Source organism: Marseilla massiliensis (assembly GCF_023336985.1).
GTDB lineage: Bacteria > Bacteroidota > Bacteroidia > Bacteroidales > Bacteroidaceae > Prevotella > Prevotella intestinigallinarum.
Genome location: NZ_JAMBLP010000002.1, coordinates 298,354 through 319,311 on the forward strand (window position 1 = coordinate 298,354; position 20,958 = coordinate 319,311).

General features: G+C 59.4%; 20 protein-coding genes. 11 read left to right on the forward strand and 9 right to left on the reverse strand.

Annotated features, from left to right (window positions below):
• The first annotated feature begins 236 nt into the window (after positions 1-236).
• From M3089_RS02500 to M3089_RS02515, 4 genes are all read left to right on the forward strand, one after another.
• Positions 237-1,568 (forward strand): MATE family efflux transporter, encoded by a 1,332-nt coding sequence (locus tag M3089_RS02500; protein WP_249081603.1) that lies wholly within the window; start codon positions 237-239, stop codon positions 1,566-1,568.
• Positions 1,569-1,865: 297 nt separating this feature from the next.
• Complete coding sequence (locus tag M3089_RS15850) at positions 1,866-2,078, forward strand: hypothetical protein (protein WP_317236386.1); 213 nt, start codon at positions 1,866-1,868, stop codon at positions 2,076-2,078.
• A gap of 16 nt (positions 2,079-2,094) precedes the next feature.
• The gene (locus M3089_RS15855) at positions 2,095-2,424 is read left to right on the forward strand and encodes a four helix bundle suffix domain-containing protein (RefSeq protein WP_317236387.1); all 330 of its coding nucleotides are present in this window, start codon (positions 2,095-2,097) and stop codon (positions 2,422-2,424) included.
• Between the two features lie 138 nt (positions 2,425-2,562).
• Entirely contained in the window at positions 2,563-3,771 is a 1,209-nt protein-coding gene (locus M3089_RS02515; protein WP_249081551.1) for a THUMP-like domain-containing protein, read from the forward strand.
• A gap of 24 nt (positions 3,772-3,795) precedes the next feature.
• On the opposite strand, the gene M3089_RS02520 is transcribed toward M3089_RS02515, so the two are convergent.
• On the reverse strand, positions 3,796-4,893 hold the full coding sequence (locus M3089_RS02520) for an OmpA family protein (protein WP_249081552.1): 1,098 nt from the start codon (positions 4,891-4,893) through the stop codon (positions 3,796-3,798).
• A gap of 183 nt (positions 4,894-5,076) precedes the next feature.
• Between M3089_RS02520 and M3089_RS02525 the strand changes: the two genes are divergently transcribed.
• The 4 genes from M3089_RS02525 to M3089_RS02540 all read left to right on the forward strand — a co-directional run bounded on the left by M3089_RS02525 (position 5,077) and on the right by M3089_RS02540 (position 11,306).
• Positions 5,077-6,222: an N-acetyltransferase gene (locus M3089_RS02525; protein WP_249081553.1), complete on the forward strand. Its 1,146-nt coding sequence runs from the start codon at positions 5,077-5,079 to the stop codon at positions 6,220-6,222.
• 218 nt (positions 6,223-6,440) lie between these two features.
• Positions 6,441-8,411: a DNA topoisomerase IV subunit B gene (locus tag M3089_RS02530; protein WP_205106801.1), complete on the forward strand. Its 1,971-nt coding sequence runs from the start codon at positions 6,441-6,443 to the stop codon at positions 8,409-8,411.
• 238 nt (positions 8,412-8,649) lie between these two features.
• Positions 8,650-10,236 (forward strand): S41 family peptidase, encoded by a 1,587-nt coding sequence (locus tag M3089_RS02535; RefSeq protein ID WP_249081554.1) that lies wholly within the window; start codon positions 8,650-8,652, stop codon positions 10,234-10,236.
• 332 nt (positions 10,237-10,568) lie between these two features.
• Positions 10,569-11,306 carry a hypothetical protein gene (locus M3089_RS02540; RefSeq protein ID WP_249081555.1) on the forward strand — a complete coding sequence of 246 codons (738 nt, stop codon included), beginning with the start codon at positions 10,569-10,571 and terminating at the stop codon, positions 11,304-11,306.
• Positions 11,307-11,482: 176 nt separating this feature from the next.
• On the opposite strand, the gene ybeY is transcribed toward M3089_RS02540, so the two are convergent.
• The 5 genes from ybeY to M3089_RS02565 form a co-directional block, all read right to left on the reverse strand.
• Entirely contained in the window at positions 11,483-11,896 is a 414-nt protein-coding gene (gene ybeY / locus M3089_RS02545; protein ID WP_205106795.1) for an rRNA maturation RNase YbeY, read from the reverse strand.
• Positions 11,897-11,901: 5 nt separating this feature from the next.
• Entirely contained in the window at positions 11,902-12,384 is a 483-nt protein-coding gene (gene coaD / locus M3089_RS02550) for a pantetheine-phosphate adenylyltransferase (RefSeq protein WP_205106793.1), read from the reverse strand.
• A 227-nt stretch (positions 12,385-12,611) separates the two neighbouring features.
• Positions 12,612-13,655 (reverse strand): Holliday junction branch migration DNA helicase RuvB, encoded by a 1,044-nt coding sequence (gene ruvB, locus M3089_RS02555; RefSeq protein WP_205106791.1) that lies wholly within the window; start codon positions 13,653-13,655, stop codon positions 12,612-12,614.
• 210 nt (positions 13,656-13,865) lie between these two features.
• Complete coding sequence (locus M3089_RS02560; RefSeq protein ID WP_249081556.1) at positions 13,866-13,967, reverse strand: smalltalk protein; 102 nt, start codon at positions 13,965-13,967, stop codon at positions 13,866-13,868.
• A 68-nt stretch (positions 13,968-14,035) separates the two neighbouring features.
• Complete coding sequence (locus tag M3089_RS02565; protein ID WP_205106787.1) at positions 14,036-14,482, reverse strand: HU family DNA-binding protein; 447 nt, start codon at positions 14,480-14,482, stop codon at positions 14,036-14,038.
• Positions 14,483-14,760: 278 nt separating this feature from the next.
• On the opposite strand from M3089_RS02565, the gene M3089_RS02570 reads away from it, so the two are divergent.
• Complete coding sequence (locus M3089_RS02570; protein ID WP_249081557.1) at positions 14,761-15,636, forward strand: mechanosensitive ion channel family protein; 876 nt, start codon at positions 14,761-14,763, stop codon at positions 15,634-15,636.
• Between the two features lie 16 nt (positions 15,637-15,652).
• Here M3089_RS02570 and M3089_RS02575 read toward each other — a convergent pair whose 3' ends face one another.
• The 3 genes from M3089_RS02575 to M3089_RS02585 form a co-directional block, all read right to left on the reverse strand.
• Positions 15,653-16,087: a D-Ala-D-Ala carboxypeptidase family metallohydrolase gene (locus M3089_RS02575; RefSeq protein WP_205106783.1), complete on the reverse strand. Its 435-nt coding sequence runs from the start codon at positions 16,085-16,087 to the stop codon at positions 15,653-15,655.
• A gap of 54 nt (positions 16,088-16,141) precedes the next feature.
• A complete protein-coding gene (locus M3089_RS02580; protein ID WP_249081558.1) occupies positions 16,142-16,573 on the reverse strand; it encodes a hypothetical protein in 432 nt (143 codons plus the stop codon).
• A 566-nt stretch (positions 16,574-17,139) separates the two neighbouring features.
• Positions 17,140-18,372 carry a M16 family metallopeptidase gene (locus M3089_RS02585; protein WP_249081559.1) on the reverse strand — a complete coding sequence of 411 codons (1,233 nt, stop codon included), beginning with the start codon at positions 18,370-18,372 and terminating at the stop codon, positions 17,140-17,142.
• A gap of 185 nt (positions 18,373-18,557) precedes the next feature.
• On the opposite strand from M3089_RS02585, the gene M3089_RS02590 reads away from it, so the two are divergent.
• On the forward strand, positions 18,558-19,502 hold the full coding sequence (locus M3089_RS02590) for a carbohydrate kinase family protein (RefSeq protein WP_205106777.1): 945 nt from the start codon (positions 18,558-18,560) through the stop codon (positions 19,500-19,502).
• 95 nt (positions 19,503-19,597) lie between these two features.
• On the forward strand, positions 19,598-20,782 hold the full coding sequence (locus tag M3089_RS02595; RefSeq protein ID WP_205106775.1) for an FprA family A-type flavoprotein: 1,185 nt from the start codon (positions 19,598-19,600) through the stop codon (positions 20,780-20,782).
• Positions 20,783-20,958 lie beyond the last annotated feature (176 nt).

Genomic DNA, 20,958 nt, shown 5'->3' on the forward strand with positions numbered 1-20,958 from the left:
GGGTTTTTAAGTTATATATGGTGCTTTCCCCGCTGCGGACATCGTTCCGCGGCGGGGATTTTTTATTGCAGATGGCAACGAGCCACGACTATCCCCCATGTTGCCTTGGGACGGTCTGTGGCTAAAAACATCTGTGTGGCGGCGTTGGCCCATGGCTCTTTATTGTCCTTCCAGCCTAAAAAACGCGCAGTGGCTTGCCTGTTTGGTGTCATTGTGCTAACTTTGCGCCCGCTATGATGAAATATGCTTTCTCGAGGCATTATTCGCCTTTGATTTCGCTTGGGGTGCCAATTGTTGTAGGGCAGATAGGCAACATCGTGCTCGGTTTTGCCGACACGCTCATGGTGGGGCACCACAGCATGGAAGAGCTGGCGGCAGCCAGTTTTGTAAACACCATGTTCATGCTTTTCGTTATCTTTGCCATGGGATTCTCGTACGGTCTGACGCCCTTGGTGGGCTACAGTCACGGGCGTGGCGAGACGGCGGCCATAGGGGCCACGGTGCGCGCCGGGCTTGTGGGCAGTACGCTGCTGGCGGTGCTGCTGCTTGTTGTGCTGTCGGGCCTTTACTTTGGGCTTCACCTGTTGGGCCAGCCCGACGAACTGTTGCCGCTGATGCGCCCTTATCTGTTGGTTAACATGGTTTCGCTCCCTTTTGTGTGCTGGATGAACACTTTCAAGCAGTTTTTCGATGCCGTGGGTGACACGAAGACCCCCATGGTCGTGCTTGTTGGCGGCAATGTGGTGAACATTGCAGGCAACTGGCTTCTCATATACGGTGTAGGGCCGTTCCCTGAGCTTGGGCTGCTTGGTGCCGGCATCTCGACGCTGGTATCCCGCGTGGGCATGGCCGCGGCCTTCGCCCTGCTGTTCTTTTTCTCACCGCGGTGTTCGGCCTACAGCGAGGGGTTCCGTGCAGGCGGCCTCGACAGGCATCTGTTGTGGCGTGTCAACGCCCTGGGTTGGCCTCTGGCCTTGCAGATGGGCATGGAGTCGGCTGCATTCTCGCTCTCGGCGATACTGGTGGGTTGGATAGGTACCACGGCGCTCGCCGCCCACCAGGTGATGCTCACGGTGTCGCAGCTGTTCTACATGGTGTACTACGGCATGGGGGCAGCCGTGGCCGTGCGCGTGAGTTACTTCAGGGGGCAGGGCGACCTGTCGGCGGCGCGGGCCACGGCGTCGGCCGGTTTCCGCATAATCCTTGTCATTGCTTGTGTGGTGGCTGTGCCCATATTCCTGTTGCGCGGTCAGCTGAGCCTTTGGTTCACCGACAGTGGTGAGGTGTGTGCCCTGGTGGCCCAGACGGTGATACCGCTCATGGCTTATCAGTTTGGCGACGGGTTGCAGTGCACGTTTGCCAACGCCTTGCGCGGCATGGCGCACGTAAAGCCTATGATGTATATTGCCTTTTTCTCTTATTTCATTGTGTCGCTGCCGCTTGGCTGGTTTCTTGGCATAAGGCTGGGGTATGGCCTGGTGGGGGTGTGGTGGGCTTTCCCGGTGTGCCTGACGTGCGCCGGGGTGCTTTATAGGATGGCTTTTGAGAGGAGGCTGAGGGAAGGGTGAGAGTGATGGGAGAGCTGGGAGGACTGGGAGAGCTGGGAGAGCTGGGAGGACTGGGAGTGCTGGGAGTGCTGGGAGTGCTGGGAGGACTGGGAGAGCTGGCTACCTCATCATTAAAATGCAGCTTTATGGCGTTATGCCGCAAGGCAAATTCGTCTTGGCTTTTCTTTTATTGGCTTATTTGTATGGTTTTTGTGGCTTGGGCGTATTTTCTAAAGAAAAAAGCTTTGCTGTTGCTTGATTTTGGCTATATTTGCATATTGTGTCTGACAATCTTAATGTTAACGAAATCAATGTCTTATGCCGAATGCTTTCTTACCGCAGTTGGGACATTATGAGGAGCTGATAGCTTACAAGAAGGCTGAGTGTATATATGATGTCACTTACTTTTTTGTAAACCACTATCTTTCCAAGGGAGACCGGACGGTTGACCAGATGTTGCAGGCTGCACGCAGCGGCAAACAGAACATTGTGGAGGGCAGTGCGGCGGCAACGGCATCGCGAGAGAACTGAAATCAAGCTGTACAATGTGGCCAAGGCCAGTCTGCAGGAGTTGCTGGCCGACTATGCTGACTATCTGCGTGTGCGCAACCTTGAGCTGTGGCACAAGGAATCGCCAAAGGCTGTGCAGACGAGGAGGGTGTGCAGGGAGCACCCTGACTCGGCTTTCTACCGTGAGCGGATGGAGGGGCGCTCGCCCGGGGCTATTGCTAACATTGCCATTGTGCTCATCCACCAGGCTGACTATCTGCTGGCCAGGCTTATCGATACCGCCAAGAAACGATTCCTGGAGGAAGGGGGGATAAGGGAACAGATGACCCGGGCCAGACTGGAATACAGGAAGGGAAAGAGGGGGTGAGGAGAGCTGGGAGGACTGGGAGGACTGGGAGTGCAGGGAGCTCTGGGAGTGCTGGGGGTGCTGGGAGCTCTGGGAGGACTGGGAGCTCTGGGAGACCGGATGGTGGGGCTTTGAGCTCTGAAACCAAAAACTACTGTCATGAATCAAGAAACTTTATCATTTATCAATGAACATGCCGGTGACGATGTGCGCCGGCTGGCTTTGCAGGGCGGGCGGCATCCGGGGGTGGACATGCCTTTTGCCCTTGACCAGATTGCCGGGCGGCAGATGGCGCGGCGCAAGTTGCCGTCGTGGGCTGCCGTTGACGGCATTGTATATCCGCCTCACCTGTCGATGGAGCAATGCTCGGGCGAGGCTGCTGCTGCATACAAGGCTGCTGTGGCACGCAGGGTGGCCGGCGGCGGGCGGTTGGTGGACCTCACTGGCGGCTTTGGTGTCGACTTTGCCTTCATGGCTCCTGCCTTTGCGTCGGCGACGTATGTGGAGCGGCAGCCTGGGCTGTGTGCCATTGCCTCGGCCAATTTCGGGCTGCTGGGCCTTGGCCGGGCGGAGGTGGTGTGCGCCGATTCCGCCGAATATCTGGAGCGCATGGGCCCGGCGGGCCTGATATATGTTGACCCTGCCCGCCGTGATGCGGTTGGCGGGCGCACTTTTGCCGTGAGCGACTGCACGCCCGACGTGGCCGCGCTGCGCGGCGCGATGCTTGCCAAGGCCGACAGTGTGATGGTGAAGCTGTCGCCCATGCTCGACTGGCGCAAGGCCGTGGCCGACATGGGTGGCGAGGTGGGCGAGGTGCACATCGTGTCGGTGGGCGGCGAGTGCAAGGAGCTGCTGCTTGTGATGGGCAAGGGCTGTGGCGTCGGGTTGTCTGTGCACTGCGTGAACGACGGCTCGGACTTTGCTTTCGATGCCTCAGGGATAGGCCCCGTGCCGTCCACGCCCTGCGGCGTTGCAAGTCTTGATGGGCTTCGGGGCATGATGGTCTACGAGCCCAACGCCTCGGTGATGAAAGCCGGTTTCTTCGGGCTGTTGGAGCGCCGCTTCGGTGTGAAAGCCCTGGGCCGCGACAGTCACCTGTTTGTGTCGGGCGGGCCCGTTGACGGCTTTCCGGGGCGCGGCTTTGTGATAGAGCGGGCCACGACGATGAACAAGCGATTGTTGCGCGAGGCGTTGTCGGGCATCGGCCGTGCCAACGTGGCTGTGAGGAACTTCCCCTTGACTGTGGCTGAGTTGCGCCGCCGGCTGAAACTGGGCGAGGGTGGCGGCGTTTATGTCTTCGCCACCACCCTCGCAGACAGGACCCACGTCCTGCTCGTGTGTTCAAAGGCCACCCCGGTCAGGGGCTGACCCCAGTGTGTTGCCTTTCCGGTGTCACTTTACCGGGCCGATGATTATTACGCAGCGGTTCTTGTCGTTGTCGGCAAACGGCTGCACGGTGTCGCCCTTGGCGTCGGTGATTATCCGTGAGGCATTGATGCCATAGTTCTTCACCAGTTCGTCCTTGAACTTGTTGGTGCGCTCCTGCGAGTACTTCTTGTTTATCCTGGCGTTGCCGGTTCCCTTGTCGGCGTATCCCGTGATGCTCACCTTGGCCTCGGGGTTGCGCTTCATGAACTCGGCCACGGCCTTGAGCTCTTCGGTAGCCTTTGCCGGGTCGGACTGGCGTATCTGGTAGAACACCTCCTCCTTCAGCGTCTCGGGCTTGGGCTCTGGCTTTGGCTCAGGCTTCGGTGCCGGTGTGGGCTGGGGCTTGGGCGCCGGTGTGGGTTGCGGCTTGGGCTCCGGGGCGGGTTCGGGCGCAGCCTTGCGCTGGTTGTACTTGTGGCCGAAGCGGAAGCTTACGCCGAGTTGTGCCGTTATCATCCAGTCGTCGCTGTTGTTGTATTTCGAGTTGAACCTGTCGTCGAGGCTGTTTGCCGTCACCTCGAGCGACACGCCCACAGGTTTCGTCACGTCGGTCTCAAGCCTTATTCCGGCCCTGATGTTATGGCTCAGCCTGGTGCCGTCCCATGCGAATGGCATGTTGAGCTCCGGGTTGTCGGCCAGCTTTAGGGCCTCGTCGTTGCCCCACGAGGTGTTCAGTCCGATACCTCCGATGAGCATGGCGTTGACGGCGTGGTTTTTCTTGCTGAAAAGCTTGTTGAGGTTAAGCATCAGGTCGATGTCGGTGGTAATGTAGTTCCACTTGTAGTAAGAGCTCAGCCCGGCCCTCTCGAACCCGCTCTTGCCCTGCCATCCGCTCACGTGCAGCCTGGCTCCAACGGCAGGGGCGAAAAACCTTCCGAACGACAGCGATGTCATCGGCGTTATCAACTTGCTGTTCTTTGCATCGGTGGGCGTGAACTGCATGCCGCCCTGCGCCTCCACGAAATTGTAGGATTTCAGCCCTTCGTTGCCGTTGTCCTGCGCCATTGCCGGTGCGGATAAGAGCAAGCCAAGAGCAAGCGCGAACATAGTCTTGTTATTCATTGTCCCAAATTTTGATGTTGTTTCGCAATCGTCTTGTTTGGCTACAAAAATACTCTAAAATGTTGAAATTTCCAAATATTTCTTTCTCTTTTTGATTTTTATGCCTACCTTTGCAGTGGGCGCGGCGGAATCGTCAAGCTTCCCCATGCGCCACGTGTTTTAAAAGTAAACATTGCTTTCAAAATGTCATCAGTAAGAATTGTAAAAGTGGCCGACCGCAAGGGCCTCGAGGAATTCATCCAGTTTCACTATGACCTGTACCGGGGCGACCCTTATGATGTACCCAACCTTAGGAGCGACGAGCTGCGCACCCTGTCGAGGAACAAGAACGCCGCTTTCGACTTCTGCGAGGCAGACTATTTCCTGGCCTACAAAGACGGTCGCGTGGTGGGCCGCGTGGCAGCCATCGTCAACAACCGCGCCAACGAGCGCTGGCAGCGCAAGAGCGTGCGCTTCGGCTGGATTGACTTTGTCGACGACCGCGAGGTGTCGTCGGCCCTGTTGAAGGCTGTCGAAGACTGGGGCCGCGAGAGGGGCATGACCGAGATAGTGGGCCCGCTGGGCTTCACCGACATGGACCCCGAGGGCATGCTGACCGAAGGCTTCGACCAGCTGGGCACCCAGGCCACCATATACAACTACCCCTACTACCCGCAGCACATCGAGTCCATGGGCGGATGGGAGAAGGACAACGACTACGTGGAGTTCAAGATGTTCGTGCCCGACGAGATACCCGACAAGTACACCAAGGTGGCCCGTATGGTTGAGCAGCGCTACAACCTGCACGTGAAGAAGCTCACCCGCCGCGAGGTGCTGCGCGAGGGCTACGGCCAGAAGATATTCGAGGTGATAAACGAGACATTCAAGGACCTTTACGGTTACTCGCAGCTCACACCGAGGCAGATAGACCAGTATGTGGACATGTACCTGCCCATGGCCGACCTCAACCTCATCACCCTGGTGGAAGACTGGAACGCCGACCGCAAGCTGGTGGGTGTGGGCATCACCATCCCGTCGCTGTCGAGGGCATTCCAGAAGTGCCGTGACGGCAGGCTGTGGCCATTTGGCTGGTGGCACGTGCTGCGGGCCCTGAAGTTCCACAAGACCGAAGGTGTCGACCTGCTGCTCATGGGCGTGCTGCCTGAGTACCGCATGAAAGGGGCCAACGCCCTGATGTTTGCCGACCTGATACCTTGGTACAGGAAGTACGGCTTCAAGTGGGGCGAGAGCCAGGTGGAGATGGAGACCAACGAGAACGTGCAGAGTCAGTGGCAGTATCTGGACAAGGTGCAACACAAGCGCCGGAGGTGCTATAGGAAGGGATTGTGAGAGGACTGGGAGGACTGGGAGTTTTGGGGGCTTTGGGAGCTCTGGGAGCTCTGAGAGATCTGGGAGCTCTGAAACAAATTGAGCGGCGTAAACAGCACTCTCAGCACTCTCAGCACTCCCAGAACTCCCAGCCCTCTCAGAACTCTCAGAGCTCCCAGAGCTCCCAGTCTTCCCAGCTCTCCCATCAATTAGCCTTCTCTATCAAATAACCAGCAAGCATGAATGAAAACGACATAAACACAGACATCATTGGAAATGGCGGGCAACAGCCCGTGGAATACACAGACGACAACATACGCCACCTGTCCGACATGGAGCATGTGCGGACAAGGCCGGGCATGTATATCGGGCGGCTTGGCGACGGCTCGCTGCCCGAGGACGGCATCTATGTACTTCTCAAGGAAGTCATCGACAACTCCATCGACGAGTTCAAGATGCACGCCGGCGACCGCATAGAGGTTGACATCGAAGACAACCTCCGCGTCAGCGTGCGCGACTACGGCCGCGGCATACCGCAGGGCAAGCTCATCGAGGCCGTCAGCGTGCTCAACACCGGCGGCAAGTATGACTCCAAGGCTTTCAAGAAGAGCGTGGGGCTCAACGGCGTGGGCGTCAAGGCCGTCAACGCGCTCAGCTCGCGCTTCGAGGTGAGGTCGTACCGCGACGGAAAGGTGCGCCGGGCCACGTTTGAGCGTGGCGTGCTCACCTCAGACTCCACCGAGGACAGTACCGACGAGAACGGCACGTACATATTCTTCGAGCCTGACGCCACACTGTTCACGGGCTACTCCTTCCACGCCGACATCGTGGAGACGATGCTCCGCAACTACACCTACCTGAACACCGGGCTGGCAATAATGCACAATGGCCGACGCATACTCAGCCGCCACGGCCTCAAGGACCTGCTCAACGACACCATGACCACCGACGGCATATACCCCATCATACACCTGACGGGCGAGGACATCGAGATTGCCTTCACCCACACCAACCAGTATGGCGAGGAGTACCACTCGTTTGTCAACGGACAGCACACCACGCAGGGAGGCACCCACCAGAGCGCGTTCAAGGAGCACATTGCCCGCACCATCAAGGAGTTCTACGGCAAGAACTTCGAGTACACCGACATACGCAACGGGCTCGTGGCCGCCATAGCCATCAACGTGGAGGAGCCCATGTTTGAGAGCCAGACAAAGATAAAGCTCGGTTCGCTCACCATGGCGCCGGGCGGCGGGGTGAGCATAAACAAGTATGTGGGCGACTTCGTGAAGACCGAGGTGGACAACTACCTGCACAAGCACGCCGACGTGGCCGACGCCATGCTTCAGAAGATACAGGAGAGCGAGAAGGAGCGCAAGGCCATGGCCGGGGTGACCAAGCTGGCCAGGGAGAGGGCCAAGAAGGCCAACCTGCACAACCGCAAGCTGCGCGACTGCCGCATACACTTCAGCGACGCCAAGAACGACCGCAAGGAGGAGAGCTGCATCTTCATCACCGAGGGCGACTCGGCCAGCGGGAGCATCACCAAGAGCCGCGACGTAAACACCCAAGCCGTTTTCTCGCTGCGCGGCAAGCCCCTCAACTCGTTCGGGCTCACCAAGAAGGTGGTTTACGAAAACGAGGAGTTCAACCTGCTGCAGGCCGCGCTCGACATCGAGGACGGCCTTGACACGCTGCGCTACAACAAGGTGATTGTGGCCACCGACGCCGACGTGGACGGCATGCACATACGGTTGCTCATCATCACCTTCTTCCTGCAGTTTTTCCCCGACCTGATAAAGAAAGGCCATGTCTACGTGCTCCAGACACCGCTGTTCCGCGTGCGCAACAGGCGCACCAAGATAAAGAACCGCGCCGTGGTGGCCGCTGCCGACGCCAGGGCCGACGCGGGCAAGAAGACAGACTTCATCACCCGCTACTGCTACACTGAAGACGAGAGGGTGCGCGCCATTGCCGACCTTGGCCCCGACCCGGAGATAACCCGCTTCAAGGGTCTTGGCGAAATATCGCCCGACGAGTTCAAGCACTTCATCGGGCCCGACATGCGCCTCGAGCAGGTCACTCTGCACAAGACAGACCAAGTGCAGAAGCTGCTTGAATATTACATGGGCAAGAACACGCCCGAGCGCCAGAACTTTATCATAGAGAACCTTGTAATAGAGGAAGACCGCCCGGAGGAAGAGGATTAAGTATTAAGTGATTAATGATTAAGGATTAAGGGGGGATAATGGGAAGTATTAAGTATTAATGATTAAGGGGGAAAAGGGGAGGAAGCCGTGCCGGCGGATAGTTGCGGCCATAAGTCGAAACTATTGTCTTAACTCCCTGACTCCCTGACTCCTTAACTCCAAAATAACTCCTTCTAACTCCCCAAATAACTCCTTCTAACTCCAAAACAACTCCTTCAGACTCCTTAAAACGAAACCAATGAAACCATCAAAAAAGATAATAGCCGCCGCACTGCTGTTGCCATCTCTTGCCTCGGCCCAGTTGCGGATAAACATGGGGCCCGACAGCCCTATGCGCAAGCTACAGATAGCCGAGGTAGCCATCAACAGCCTATACGTAGACAGCGTCGACGAGCACAAGCTCGTAGAAGACGGCATACGGGGCATGATAGAAAAGCTGGATCCCCACTCATCATACTCCACGGCCAAGGAAGTGAAGGCACTCAACGAACCGCTGGCCGGCAACTTCGAGGGCATAGGCGTTCAGTTCAACATGATAGAAGACACCCTGCTCGTCATCCAGCCCGTCAGCGGAGGGCCTTCTGAGCGCGTGGGCATCGTTGCCGGCGACCGTATCGTGACAGTCAACGACACCGCCATAGCAGGCGTCAAGATGCCCCGCGAGGAAATAATGAAGCGCCTGCGCGGCCCCAAGGGCACACAGGTGCGCCTCGGCGTGACAAGGCGCGGCATCTCCGGCCGGCTGTCGTTCACCGTCACCCGCGACAAGATACCCGTCGAGACCATCGACGCCGCCTACATCATACGTCCCGGTGTGGGGTATGTGCGCATAGGCAGCTTCGGCGCCACCACCCACGCCGAGCTCACCTCGGCCATGCAGCGGCTGCGCAAGGAAGGCATGGAGAGCCTCGTGCTCGACTTGCAGGACAACGGCGGCGGCTACCTGCAGGCAGCCGTCGACGTGGCCAACGAGTTCCTGGCCAAGGGCGACCTCATCGTCTACACCTCCGGCCGCGCGGCCCCCCGCGTAGACTACAAGGCCAAGGGCGACGGCAGCTTCACCAGCGGCCGCGTGGTGGCCCTGGTCAACGAGTACACGGCCTCGGCGGCCGAGATTGTCACCGGAGCGCTGCAAGACCAGGACCGCGGCACCGTGGTGGGCCGCCGCACCTTCGGCAAGGGCCTCGTGCAGCGCCCCATCGACCTGCCCGACGGTTCGATGATACGCCTCACCGTGGCCCACTACTACACGCCGGCCGGCCGGTGCATACAGAAGCCCTACGTGAAGGGCGACGCCAAGGACTACGCCATGGACGTTTACAACCGCCTGAAGCACGGCGAGCTGACCAATGCCGACAGCATACACTTTGCCGACTCGCTCAAGTGCTACACCCTCCGCCGCCACCGCACCGTGTATGGCGGGGGCGGCATCATGCCCGACCTCTTCGTGCCGCTCGACACCACCGTTTACACACGCCTGCACCGCGAGCTCTCGGCCAAGAGCATAGTGCTCAACGCATACCTGCACTATGTTGACCGCCACCGCAAGTCGCTGAAGTCTGCCTACAAGACGTTTGCCGCCTTCAACAAGTCGTATGCCGTGCCCGGTGCCCTCACCGACAGCATCATCAGCCAGGGGCGCCGCCAGGGCATCGAGCCCAAGGACACGGCCGAGCTGGAGCGCACGCTGCCATACCTGAGGCTGCAGCTCAAGGCGCTCGTGGCTCGCGACCTGTGGACCATGAGCGAGTATTTCGCAGTGATGAACGAGCAGAATCCCATCGTGCTCGAGGCCGTCAGGCTGCTGGAAAAAGAGGACGACTGACGGCTGCCGTGCCGGGTTTCACAGCCGGTCGCCGTACGCACAGGTGTTTTTCACCGCGCGTACGTCGACCGGCTGTTTTTTGTTGTGGGCATTGGGCCGCAGGCCCGGCCGTTGGCGCCCGGGTTGGCGCGGGCTGTGCCACAGCGCGCGGCACAGCGGTTAAATAAACATAAAAAAACGCTTGTGTGTATTCTCTTTTACTGCTATTTTCATAAATTTGCCCTGTTTTTGTGACAAAGTGCAATGTTTTGGTTCATATTTGGACACAACCATTGGGTAAGATAAGAAAAGAGAGAACATCAAACATTAATAACAAAACTTGTTAGAGCATTATGAAGAAACTGTTTACTTTGTGTGCTGCAGCCATCATGGGCAGTGTGATGGCCTTTGCGCAGAGCGATTACACCCCGACCGAAAACGTTTTCCAGTTTGTTGACGAGGACGGGGCTGTGGTGGCCGACGGAACAACATGGGAGGTGTATGAGAAGCACGACAGCTTGATAAATATCCCGGGGCTTGACCCCATGGACATGGGCACGATGGTGCTGTCCGGCTTGTCGGTGAAGAATACGGCCGAGGGAGATGTCTATTGTGCCGTTGACTTCCAGGTGACGCAGATAGACGGTGGCACTTTCCAGATATGCTTCCCCTCTAAGTGCCAGGGAGTAAGCAGTGTGACCGATGTGCTGAGCACCGATGCCGGCATTGTGTCTGCCGGGTCAACGAAGGACATGCTGACGGAGTGGGTGATAAGGCCGGCATATGGCAATACCGAGGTTACCGGCGTATGCAAGGCCACGGTGCAGCTCAAGACAATGCGCCAGGTGCAGACCGGCGAGGTGGGCGGCTACCCCATCTATGGCTATGAGCTTGTGGCCATGGGCCCGAAGGTGGACATCATATTCCACAACGACGGCACTAACGCCGGCATCTCCGGCGTGGCCCCTGCTGGTAAGCAGGAGGTTGAGGCTTACTACTCGCTCGACGGGCGCCGCAGGGATGTGCCGCAGAAGGGCCTGAACATTGTGAAGTATGCTGACGGCTCTGCCAAGAAGGTGATTGTGAAGTGATGGGCTGAAGCAAGCCCGGGGGTTCCGCCCCGGCCGCCACTCTATCGAGGGCGGCCGGGGCGGATTTTTTTCTGGGAGAGCTGGGAGGACTGGGAGAGCTGGGAGTGCTGGGAGGACTGAGAGGACTGGGAGTGCTGGGCTGTTGGCCGGAAGCCCTGCTGGGCTTCCGGTGTAGACTATTTGAGCATGGCCAGTGCTTGGTTTTCGGCGGCCTCCATCTGTTCGCGCTCGCCGGGGCCTTTGTCGTTGATGCCGCAGAGGTGGAGGATGCCGTGAATGATGACGCGGTGGAGCTCGTCGGAGTATTCCTTGCCGAAGAGCTCGGCGTTTGACCTTACGGTGTCGAGGCTGATGACGATGTCGCCGTTGATGCGGTCGCCCTCGTCGTAGTCGAATGTGATGATGTCGGTGTAGTAGTCGTGGCCGAGGTACTCGCGGTTGACCTCGAGCATCTTCTCGTCGCCGACGAACATGTAGCCTATCTCGCCCACGCGACGGCCGTATAGCCCGGCCACGGCTTTTATCCATGCCGTGGTCTCTCGTTTCTTTATTGACGGCATCTTGACGCCGTCTGCGTTGTATGTTATCATAATCGTTACTTTGATGTTGCTTGCCTGGGGGTGTGCTGCTCTTGGGGCGGGACGGGTATGAACTCGCTTGCGTCTTTGCCGAAGTGTATCAGTTCGCGTACCATGCTCGACGACACGCTCTCGTATTGTGGCTCGGCGTAGAGCAGTATGGTGTCTACACCGCCTATCTTTCGGTTGATGTCGGCTTGCTCGCGCTCGTACTCGAAGTCTTTGATGCTTCGCACGCCCTTGATGATGAACTGGGCGCCCTCGCGACCGGCGAAGTCGATGGTGAGGTCGTTGTATGACTTTACTTCTATCTTTGGCTCTGAGGCGTAGAGGGCCTCTATATGCTGGAGCCTCACCCGGGTGCTGTACATGTATTTCTTTCGCTCGTTGATGCCGACGCCGATGACTATCTTGTCGAACAGGGGCAGGGCCCTGCGGACTATGGCGTGGTGGCCGGTGGTGAATGGGTCGAAGCTGCCTACGAATATTCCTATTTTCATTGTTGGATGGTTTTTTGATGGGAGGTCTGGGAGGACTGGGAGTGCTGGGAGGACTGGGAGGTCTGGGAGAGCTGGGAGGACTGGGAGGTCTGGGAGAGCTGGGAGGTCTGGGAGCTCTGGGGGCACAGCCTGTGGCTGCGACTATTGGCCCGAGCGGATTTCGCCCCTTACCTTTAATTTTTCATTTTTCATCCTTAATCCTTAATCCTTAATCCTTCATCCTTAATTCAAATTTTGTCGTCGAACAGCGATTGCTGCATGATGTTGCCGGAGTAGGGGTTGCGCCCGAAGTGGCGGTAGGCCAGTTCGGTGGCCATGCGCCCCCGGGGCGTCCGCTTGATGAATCCCTCCATGATGAGGAATGGCTCGTATACCTCTTCCACCGTGCCGGAGTCTTCGCCTATGGCGGTGGCTATGGTTGACACCCCTACGGGGCCTCCCTTGAACTTGTCGATGATGGCCAGCAGAATCTTGTTGTCGGTCTCGTCGAGGCCGAAGCTGTCGATGTTGAGTGCCGAGAGCGACAGCGTGGTTATGTCGATGTCTATGCGCCCGTTGCCCTTCACCTGCGCGAAGTCGCGCACCCTCCTGAGCAGGGCGTTGGCTATTCGTGGCGTTCCGCGGCTGCGTCGCGCTATCTCCATGGCGGCCTCGTCGTCGATGGGCACGTTGAGTATGCCTGCCGACCGCTTGAGTATCTTCATGAGCGTGTCGGGCTCGTAGTACTCCAGGTGCAGGTTGATGCCGAAGCGTGCCCTGAGCGGCGCGGTGAGCAGTCCGCTGCGCGTGGTTGCCCCCACGAGGGTGAACGGGTTGAGGTCTATCTGTATCGACCGTGCCGATGGCCCTTTGTCGATCATTATGTCTATGCGGTAGTCTTCCATGGCCGAGTAGAGGTATTCTTCGACCACTGGCGAGAGCCGGTGTATCTCGTCGATGAAGAGCACGTCGTTGCGCTCGAGCGAGGTGAGTATGCCGGCCAGGTCGCCGGGCTTGTCGAGCACCGGCCCGCTGGTAATCTTGAATCCCACCCCGAGCTCGTTGGCAATGATGTTGCTCAGTGTGGTCTTGCCGAGTCCCGGCGGCCCGTGCAGCAGCGTGTGGTCGAGCGGTTCGCCGCGGTACTTGGCTGCCTCTACGAACACCTCGAGGTTTTCGACCACCTTCTGCTGCCCGCTGAAGTCGCCGAAGCGCAGCGGGCGCAGGGCGTTCTCAAACTCGCGCTCGGCTGCCGAGACATGCTCCTGCCTTATGTCAAAGTCTGCGTCCATTGTATGTAGTGGTTTGCTTATCGGTGTGCAAACTTACAAATATTTTCCGAGATACGCGCCTTTGCCGGCTTCAAAAGTGAGTTTTTTGCATGCCCGTGGCCCAAGCGGGCGGCCCCCGCCGCGGGCGCTCCGTGCACGAGAGTGCACCGGTAGCTTCGCGGCGGGGGCCTCGTTTTCCGGTTGGTCAGGCTGCCTCGGGCAGCCCCGGTATCAGAATGCCGCCTTTGCGGCGGTGGCTCCCAGTGCTCCGAGCAGAGCCGAGGCCACGGCGATGATCACCTTGATGACTGTTTGCCAGGTGCTGTTTTTCATGTATAATGCCTCCTTTCCCCTTTAGTTGTTACGGTTGGTTGAAGATGCTGTGCCGCGTGCGCCCGTCGTCACTCGTCGGCCTTGGCGTCGCCTCCGTCCTTGGCGTTGCCGCCCGGCAGCTCCGACACCTTGCACCCGTCGATGAACGACTTCGTGCGCCTGCCGTTCTTGTCGATGTGCAGTTCGGGCTGGAAGAGCACGTGTATGTCCTTCACGTTCTGCGCCGCGGTGAACTCCTTGGCCGAGGGGCTCGGCCCCGTGGCCAGCCCGAGCTTGAACGTTCCGAAGTGGTCGAGCTTCACCCTCTTCGAGCTCTGCAGTTCCTGCTTCATGACCACCACCAGTTCGCTGAGCACCGCGAGCACGTCGGCCCGCTTCACCGTGCAGTTGGCCTCTATCTGCTCGGCCAGCCTGTTGGTGTCGACCGTGTCGACCATCACCGCCCTGGCATACCATTTCCCGAACTGCTTGCTCCTGGAGTTGTTGTTCTGGTAAAGTTTGTACTGTACTGCCATAGTCTTGTTTCCTTTCTTTTGTTTTTGTTGATTATTAAAGTTATGCTGCCACCGGCCGGATGACATTGCAAAGATACGTCGCGGGCACCGCCCTGTCAATAGCCCCGCGGGGTACAATTCGGGGTACATCCCCCTTTTGGCCTGCCCCGCGCTCCCCGCAGGCACTCCCGTAGCGGAACAGCGCGTAAAAAAGGCGCCCCCGTCATGCCCGCTTGTGCAGAAGTTTTATTACCTTTGCATCCGCACGCAATGTTGCGCCTGCGCTAAATAGCAAAGAAATGAACCTGAACGAAATCCTCGACACCACCGTCTTCGGCCTCTCGCTGCGCTGGGTGGCCATGTTCTGCCTTAAGGCAGCCGTCATCTACCTGTTTGTGCGCGCCGTGACGGCATTCATCAAGTACCTTTTCCGCCGCTCGCTCAGGCGCCAGGGCAAGCTGGCCATCGACGAGACCAAGGCCGGTTTCGTGAGGCAGATAGTGGTGGCCGTGGTCTACATCATAGGCACGGCTGCCGTGCTGTCGCTCATACCGGGCATGGAGAAGGTGAGCAACTCGATACTGGCCAGTGCCGGCATCGGCGCCATGGCCGTGGGCCTGGCCTCGCAGGACGCCCTGTCGAACATCGTTGGCGGCCTGTTCATCATCTTCTCGCGCCCGTTCAAGGTAGGCGACTTCGTGATGGTCGACGACATAGTTACCGGCACGGTGGTCGAGATAACGCTTCGCCACACGGTGATACGCAACGCCGAGAACCGCATGATACTCATCCCCAACAGCAAGATGAACTCGAGCACCGTGGTCAACTCGTCGTATGGCGAGACCGACACGTGCGCCTTTGTCGAGGTGGGCGTGTCCTACAGCACCGACCTTGACCGCGCCATGGCCCTGATGGCCGACGAGGCCCTGCGCCACCCCCTGATAACCGACCACCGCAGCGAGGCCGACCGCAAGGCCGGCGTGCCCCAGGTGGTGGTCAGGGTGATGGCCCTGGGCGACTCGGCCATCACGCTTAGGGCCTGGGCCTGGGCGGCCACCCCCGGCGGCGCGTTCACGATGAAGTGCGACCTGCTCAAGTCGGTCAAGGAGCGCTTTGACCGCGAGGGCATCGAGATACCCTATCCCTACCTCAACGTGGTGAAGGCCGAGGGCTGACGCCCCCGGCCCGTTCTCACCGCCAGTCGAGCATCGCCTGGTGGCGGTTGGGCCGCCGGGTGGTGAACGACACGTGCAGCCACCAGTAGCCCCCCTTGATCCTGCGCTCGAAGAGCAGCTGGTCGAAGTCGGTGTGCAGCCTGATGAAGTCGAACACCTTGCGCCCCACCTCCATGTTGGATATGTGCAGGTCGGCGGCCTCGCCACGGAGGTGCTGCGAGTCGGGCGCCCCGCCCACGGCGGCGTTGAGGGCCTGGCTCCTGAATCCGCTGGTGATTCGGGTCACGCCGAACCGGCGCCTGACGGGTTCGAGCACGTTGCGGCACAGTTGCCTCATGTTTTCCACCTGCTCTTCGTCGGGGTTGTTGTCTATCCTCATCCTGATGGCCACTCCCGAGCGTGTCATCTCTTCGAGCGAGAAGTGCTCGCTCAGCATTTTGTTGTCTTCCATGGCTTTTTCCACAATCATTGTTTTGCTTGTCGGTTAGGTAAGTATTGCATGGCGTCAGAGGCTGTATTGCAGTCTCCTGAGGCCCGTTTTGCCGTCGGCGCCGGCCGCCAGCCACAGCCTGTAGCACTCGAGCAGCGAGTTGCCCCTCATGCCCTTGCGCATGGCAGCCCTGGCGGCCCTGCTCCTGGGGTTTCTCGGCACGCCGATGCCCATGCGCCGGCATGTCAGCTCGACAATCTGCCTGAAGGTGAGCGGCTGCCCGTCGGCATGGCGCAGGCATCCCTCGCTGTATGCGTTGTGGGCGGCCTCCATGAGGTCGGTCACCGAGGCCTCGCAGCGTGCCGCCCCGGGGTATGCCCCTGTGAGCAGCATGGCCAGGTCGGCGGCCATGATGCGGCGCGCCTCCCTGGTCAGTCGGGCCTCTTGGGCCATGTGTCTTTCAATGGCGGCCTGGCATGGCCGCGGCTGGTAATAGATTTTTTCCATTTCTTGCGTTGATTTTGGGTTAATTACACCGGGGGCTGCGGCGCCCCCGGTGTCGTGGTGCAAAGGTAGGGGGCGGCTATGCACAAATGGTTCACGATGGTGGTGGCGGCGGTTAAAGATGGTTAACGGATGGATGGAGCATGGTGGCAATGCTGTGGGCGAGCCAGATACCTGTAGGTAAGTGCCAACTGCAATATATTTATAGAAATATATTGCAGTTGGCACTACCACGGACAGGCATCGAGAGAGAAAGGGCTGGGAGAACAGGGAGAGCAGGGAGGACTGAGAGAGCTGGGAGAGCTGGGAGGACTGGGAGAGCTGTGAGAGCTGGGAGGACTGGGAGAGCTGGGAGTGCTGGGGGAACTGGGAGAGCTGGGAGAACTGGGAGTGCTGGGAGAGCTGGGAGAGCTGGGAGAGCTGGGAGAGCTGGGAGAGCTGAGAGAGCTGGGAGAGCTGGGAGAGCTGAGAGGGCTGGGGGAGCTGGGAGTGCCCTTTTCTGATTTGGCTGAGTGGGCGGTTGGCAGCCGGGAGGGTTGTTGGGGCCTTCCCGGCTGCCGGCGTGTCTGTCAGGGCTTGCCGTAGATCAGGGTGGTGAGGTTGTCGGGGGCGAAGAGCTCTTGGGCCACTTGCTGTATGGCGGCTGGCGTGATGGCGTCGATCATGGCGAAGAGCTCGGCGGGGTCTTTCTCGCGGCCGTAGTGGAGGTAGCCCTTGGCGAAGTCGAGGGCGAAGCTCTCGCGGCTGTCGCATGCCACGGCTATCTGCCCCTTTATCTGCTTCTTGGCGGCGGCGAGCTGTGTCGGGGTGAGTGGCTTCTGCATCACTCGGTCGAGCTCACGCCTTACCAGGCGGCGGCAACGCTGCACGTCGTGGGTGTCGCACCCGAAGTAGATGCACCACGAGCCGGTGTCGGAGTAGCTCACCATGGAGCTGTCGACGGTGTATACCAGTCCGTTGCGCTCGCGCAGGGCTATGTTGAGCCTTGCGTTCATGCCCGGTCCGCCAAGCATGTTGTTGAGCAGGTAGAGGGCCATGCGCCTGTCGTCGTGGGCGCTGTAGGCCCTTGTGCCTATCATGACGTGGGCCTGGTGGGTGGCCCTGTCGGCCGTGGTCTCGCCGGGTGTGTAGGCAGGCATTGGCCCCGACGGCCTTGGCCCCCGTGGCGCCGCCGGGGGGAAGTCGGCCGTGGCCTTCTGGAGCAGCCATGCCACCCGGCGGAAGTCGATGTCGCCATATGCGAAGAACACGGCGTTGTCGGGCCTGTACAGCCTTGCCGTGAAAGCGAGCGCGTCGGCCGGTGTGAACGTGCGCAGCCTCTCGGCCCGCCCCAGTATGTTGTGGCCGAGCGGGTGGCCTGCGAAGAGGCGGCTGTCGAACTCGTCGTATATGAGCTCGGCCGGCGAGTCGTTGTAGCTCTCAATCTCGTCGCATATCACCTCGATTTCCTTCTCCACCTCCTGCTGCGGGTATCGGCTGTGGAAGACGATGTCGGTGAGCAGGTCGACGGCCCTTGGGAAGTGGTCGCGCAGGATTGCGGCGTGGTAGACGGTGTCTTCCTTGGTGGTGAAGGCGTTGAGGTCGCCCCCCACGCTTTCGAGGCAGTTGATGATGTGCCACGACCTGCGCCGTGCGGTGCCCTTGAACGTGGTGTGCTCGCAGAAGTGGGCCATGCCCTCTTGGCCCGGGCCCTCGTCGCGCGTGCCGGCCGCGATGCAGTAGCCGCAGTAGACCACCGGCGATGCCGACGGCAGGTGTATGATGCGCAGCCCGTTGGGCAGCGTGAGCGTGTTGTATTCCATAATGGCGGCAAAGATACAGCAAAATCCCGACAGGGCGAAGTTGGCGGCATGTTTTTTTGTGCGCGGCCGCCCGTGGCGTCGCCCGCCCGTGGCCATCGCTGAAAATTAACTTTTGTGAAAAAGTGGCGCGTTGCTTGCCGTTTTGCCAAAAAATTCAGATATTTGCAGATTGGAAAGGATTCAGTATGCGTAAAGTAGTTGGAATAGGGGAGACTGTGCTCGACATAATCTTCAAGAACGACCAGCCCATAGGCGCCGTTCCGGGCGGTTCAGTGTTTAACGGCGTGATATCGCTCGGCCGCTCGGGCGTCGACGCCACGTTCATCAGCGAGGCGGGCAACGACCGCGTTGGCCGCAAGATAGTGTCGTTCCTCAAGGCCAACGGCGTGAACGCCGACAACGTGAGCGTATATCCCGACAGCAAGTCGCCCATATCGCTGGCCTTCCTTGGCGACGACAACAGCGCCGAGTACATTTTCTACAAAGACCACCCCCACGACCAGCTCGACTTCGCCTACCCCGACGTGGGCCCCGACGACGTGGTGATGTTCGGCTCGTTCTATGCCGTCAACCCCGTGATACGCCCCCAGGTGGTTGCGTTCATAGAGTATGCCCGCAGCCGCGGCGCCATACTCTACTACGACGTCAACTTCCGCGCCTCGCACCGCACCGACCTCATCAAGGTGACGCCCAACATACTCGAGAACCTGGAGTATGCCGACATAGTGCGCGGCAGCACCGAAGACTTCGGCGTGATGTTCCGCAAGTCGGACCCCGACACCGTCTACCGCAGCGAGATATCCTTCTACTGCAAGCACTTCATCTGCACCCAGGGGGCGGGCCCGGTGGCCCTGAGGGGTGCCGGCGGCCTGAGCCGCGACTACCCCGTGGAGCACACCGACACGGTGAGCACCATAGGCGCTGGCGACAACTTCAACGCCGGCTTCGTCTACGGGCTGATAAAGTATGGCATCACCCGCGCCGACATCGATGCCGGCCTCAGCGACGGCCAGTGGGACAGCGTGATGCACTGCGCCCAGCTCTTTGCCGCCAACTGCTGCCGCAGCATAGGCAACTACGTTGACGAGGACTTCGGGCGGCAGATGAAGGCCGCCCTGCGGCAGGCCTGAGCCGTCAGCTGCATGGATTGATAGCGGCCGCGGGGCGGCATGCAAACGACAGGCAAACGACAAGAGGATAACCATAATTCATCATTTAAACATATATGCAAGAGATAACAAACAATATTTACTACGTTGGCGTGAACGACCGCAACAAGGCCCTGTTCGAGGGGCTGTGGCCGCTGCCCAACGGCGTGTCGTACAACTCGTACCTCATAGTGGACGAGAAAGTGTGCCTTGTAGACACCGTCGAGGTAGACTTCTTCGTGCCCTTCATTGAGCGCATACGCGAGGTGATAGGCGACCGGCAGATAGACTACCTCGTAATCAACCACATGGAGCCCGACCACAGCGGGTCGATAGGGCTCATAAAGAAATACTACCCCGGCCTGAAGATTGTAGGCAACAGCAAGACGTTCGACATGATGAAAGGCTTCTACGGCATAGCCGACGGCACCCACCTGGTGAAGGAGGGCGACACGCTGAGCCTGGGCAGCCGCGAGCTGCGCTTTGCCATGATACCCATGGTGCACTGGCCGGAGACCATGGTGACGTTTGACACGTCGGCGGGCGCCCTCTTCTCGGGCGACGCCTTCGGCTGCTTCGGCGCCCTGAACGGCGGGCTGGTCGACTCGCAGATAAACTGCGACGAGTTCTGGCTCGAGATGGTGCGCTACTACTCGAACATTGTGGGCAAGTATGGCACCCCCGTGCAGAACGCCCTGAAGAAGCTCTCGGGGCTGCAGATAAACTACATCTGCTCGACCCACGGCCCCGTGTGGCACGAGAACATAGACCGCGTGGTGAAGCTCTACGACCGCATGAGCCGCTATGAGACCGACCCCGGCCTGGTGATATGCTACGGCACGATGTACGGCAACACCGAGCGCGCCGCCGAGGTGGTGGCCGCCGCCGCCAGCCGCGCCGGGCTGAAGGACATCGTGATGTACAACGTGTCGAAGACCCACCACTCGTACATCATACGCGACGTGTTCCGCTACCGCGGACTCATAGTGGGCGCCCCGACATACAACGCCGGGCTGTACCACGAGATGGAGGTGCTGCTCTCCGAGCTGGCCGGCAAGGACATAAAGAACCACTGCATGGGCTGGTTTGGCAGCTACGCCTGGGCCGGCAAGGCCGTGGCCAAGATAAAGGAGTGGAACGACACGCGCCTGCACTACGAGGCCGTGGGCACGCCCGTGGAGATACGCCAGAGCCTCGACGCCGCCACCCACGCCGCCTGCGAGGCGCTTGGCCGCGACATGGCCCGGAGGCTGCTCGGATAAGGGGCGGTTTTCAGGGGTTGTTTTTAGGAGTTCAGGAGTTGTTTTAGGAGTTAAGGAGTTGTTTTAGGAGTTCAGGAGTACAGGAGTACAGGAGTTAAGACAATAGCTTTTGTGTACAATGGAGTTATAGTGAGGTAGAGGGAGGTAGAAGGAGTTATAAGGAGGTAGAAGGAGTT

Bases quoted from the DNA above. Each gene is read 5' to 3' on its own strand.
- M3089_RS02530 (WP_205106801.1), top strand. From the start codon at position 6,441: ATGAATGAAAACGACATAAACACAGACATCATTGGAAATGGCGGGCAA.
- M3089_RS02525 (WP_249081553.1), top strand. From the start codon at position 5,077: ATGTCATCAGTAAGAATTGTAAAAGTGGCCGACCGCAAGGGCCTCGAG.
- M3089_RS02575 (WP_205106783.1), bottom strand. From the start codon at position 16,087: ATGGAAGACAACAAAATGCTGAGCGAGCACTTCTCGCTCGAAGAGATG.
- M3089_RS02515 (WP_249081551.1), top strand. From the start codon at position 2,563: ATGAATCAAGAAACTTTATCATTTATCAATGAACATGCCGGTGACGAT.
- M3089_RS02500 (WP_249081603.1), top strand. From the start codon at position 237: ATGAAATATGCTTTCTCGAGGCATTATTCGCCTTTGATTTCGCTTGGG.
- ybeY (WP_205106795.1), bottom strand. From the start codon at position 11,896: ATGATAACATACAACGCAGACGGCGTCAAGATGCCGTCAATAAAGAAA.
- M3089_RS02590 (WP_205106777.1), top strand. From the start codon at position 18,558: ATGCGTAAAGTAGTTGGAATAGGGGAGACTGTGCTCGACATAATCTTC.
- coaD (WP_205106793.1), bottom strand. From the start codon at position 12,384: ATGAAAATAGGAATATTCGTAGGCAGCTTCGACCCATTCACCACCGGC.
- M3089_RS02595 (WP_205106775.1), top strand. From the start codon at position 19,598: ATGCAAGAGATAACAAACAATATTTACTACGTTGGCGTGAACGACCGC.
- M3089_RS15850 (WP_317236386.1), top strand. From the start codon at position 1,866: ATGCCGAATGCTTTCTTACCGCAGTTGGGACATTATGAGGAGCTGATA.
- M3089_RS02560 (WP_249081556.1), bottom strand. From the start codon at position 13,967: ATGAAAAACAGCACCTGGCAAACAGTCATCAAGGTGATCATCGCCGTG.
- M3089_RS02565 (WP_205106787.1), bottom strand. From the start codon at position 14,482: ATGGCAGTACAGTACAAACTTTACCAGAACAACAACTCCAGGAGCAAG.
- ruvB (WP_205106791.1), bottom strand. From the start codon at position 13,655: ATGGACGCAGACTTTGACATAAGGCAGGAGCATGTCTCGGCAGCCGAG.
- M3089_RS02570 (WP_249081557.1), top strand. From the start codon at position 14,761: ATGAACCTGAACGAAATCCTCGACACCACCGTCTTCGGCCTCTCGCTG.
- M3089_RS02580 (WP_249081558.1), bottom strand. From the start codon at position 16,573: ATGGAAAAAATCTATTACCAGCCGCGGCCATGCCAGGCCGCCATTGAA.
- M3089_RS02520 (WP_249081552.1), bottom strand. From the start codon at position 4,893: ATGAATAACAAGACTATGTTCGCGCTTGCTCTTGGCTTGCTCTTATCC.
- M3089_RS02585 (WP_249081559.1), bottom strand. From the start codon at position 18,372: ATGGAATACAACACGCTCACGCTGCCCAACGGGCTGCGCATCATACAC.
- M3089_RS02540 (WP_249081555.1), top strand. From the start codon at position 10,569: ATGAAGAAACTGTTTACTTTGTGTGCTGCAGCCATCATGGGCAGTGTG.
- M3089_RS02535 (WP_249081554.1), top strand. From the start codon at position 8,650: ATGAAACCATCAAAAAAGATAATAGCCGCCGCACTGCTGTTGCCATCT.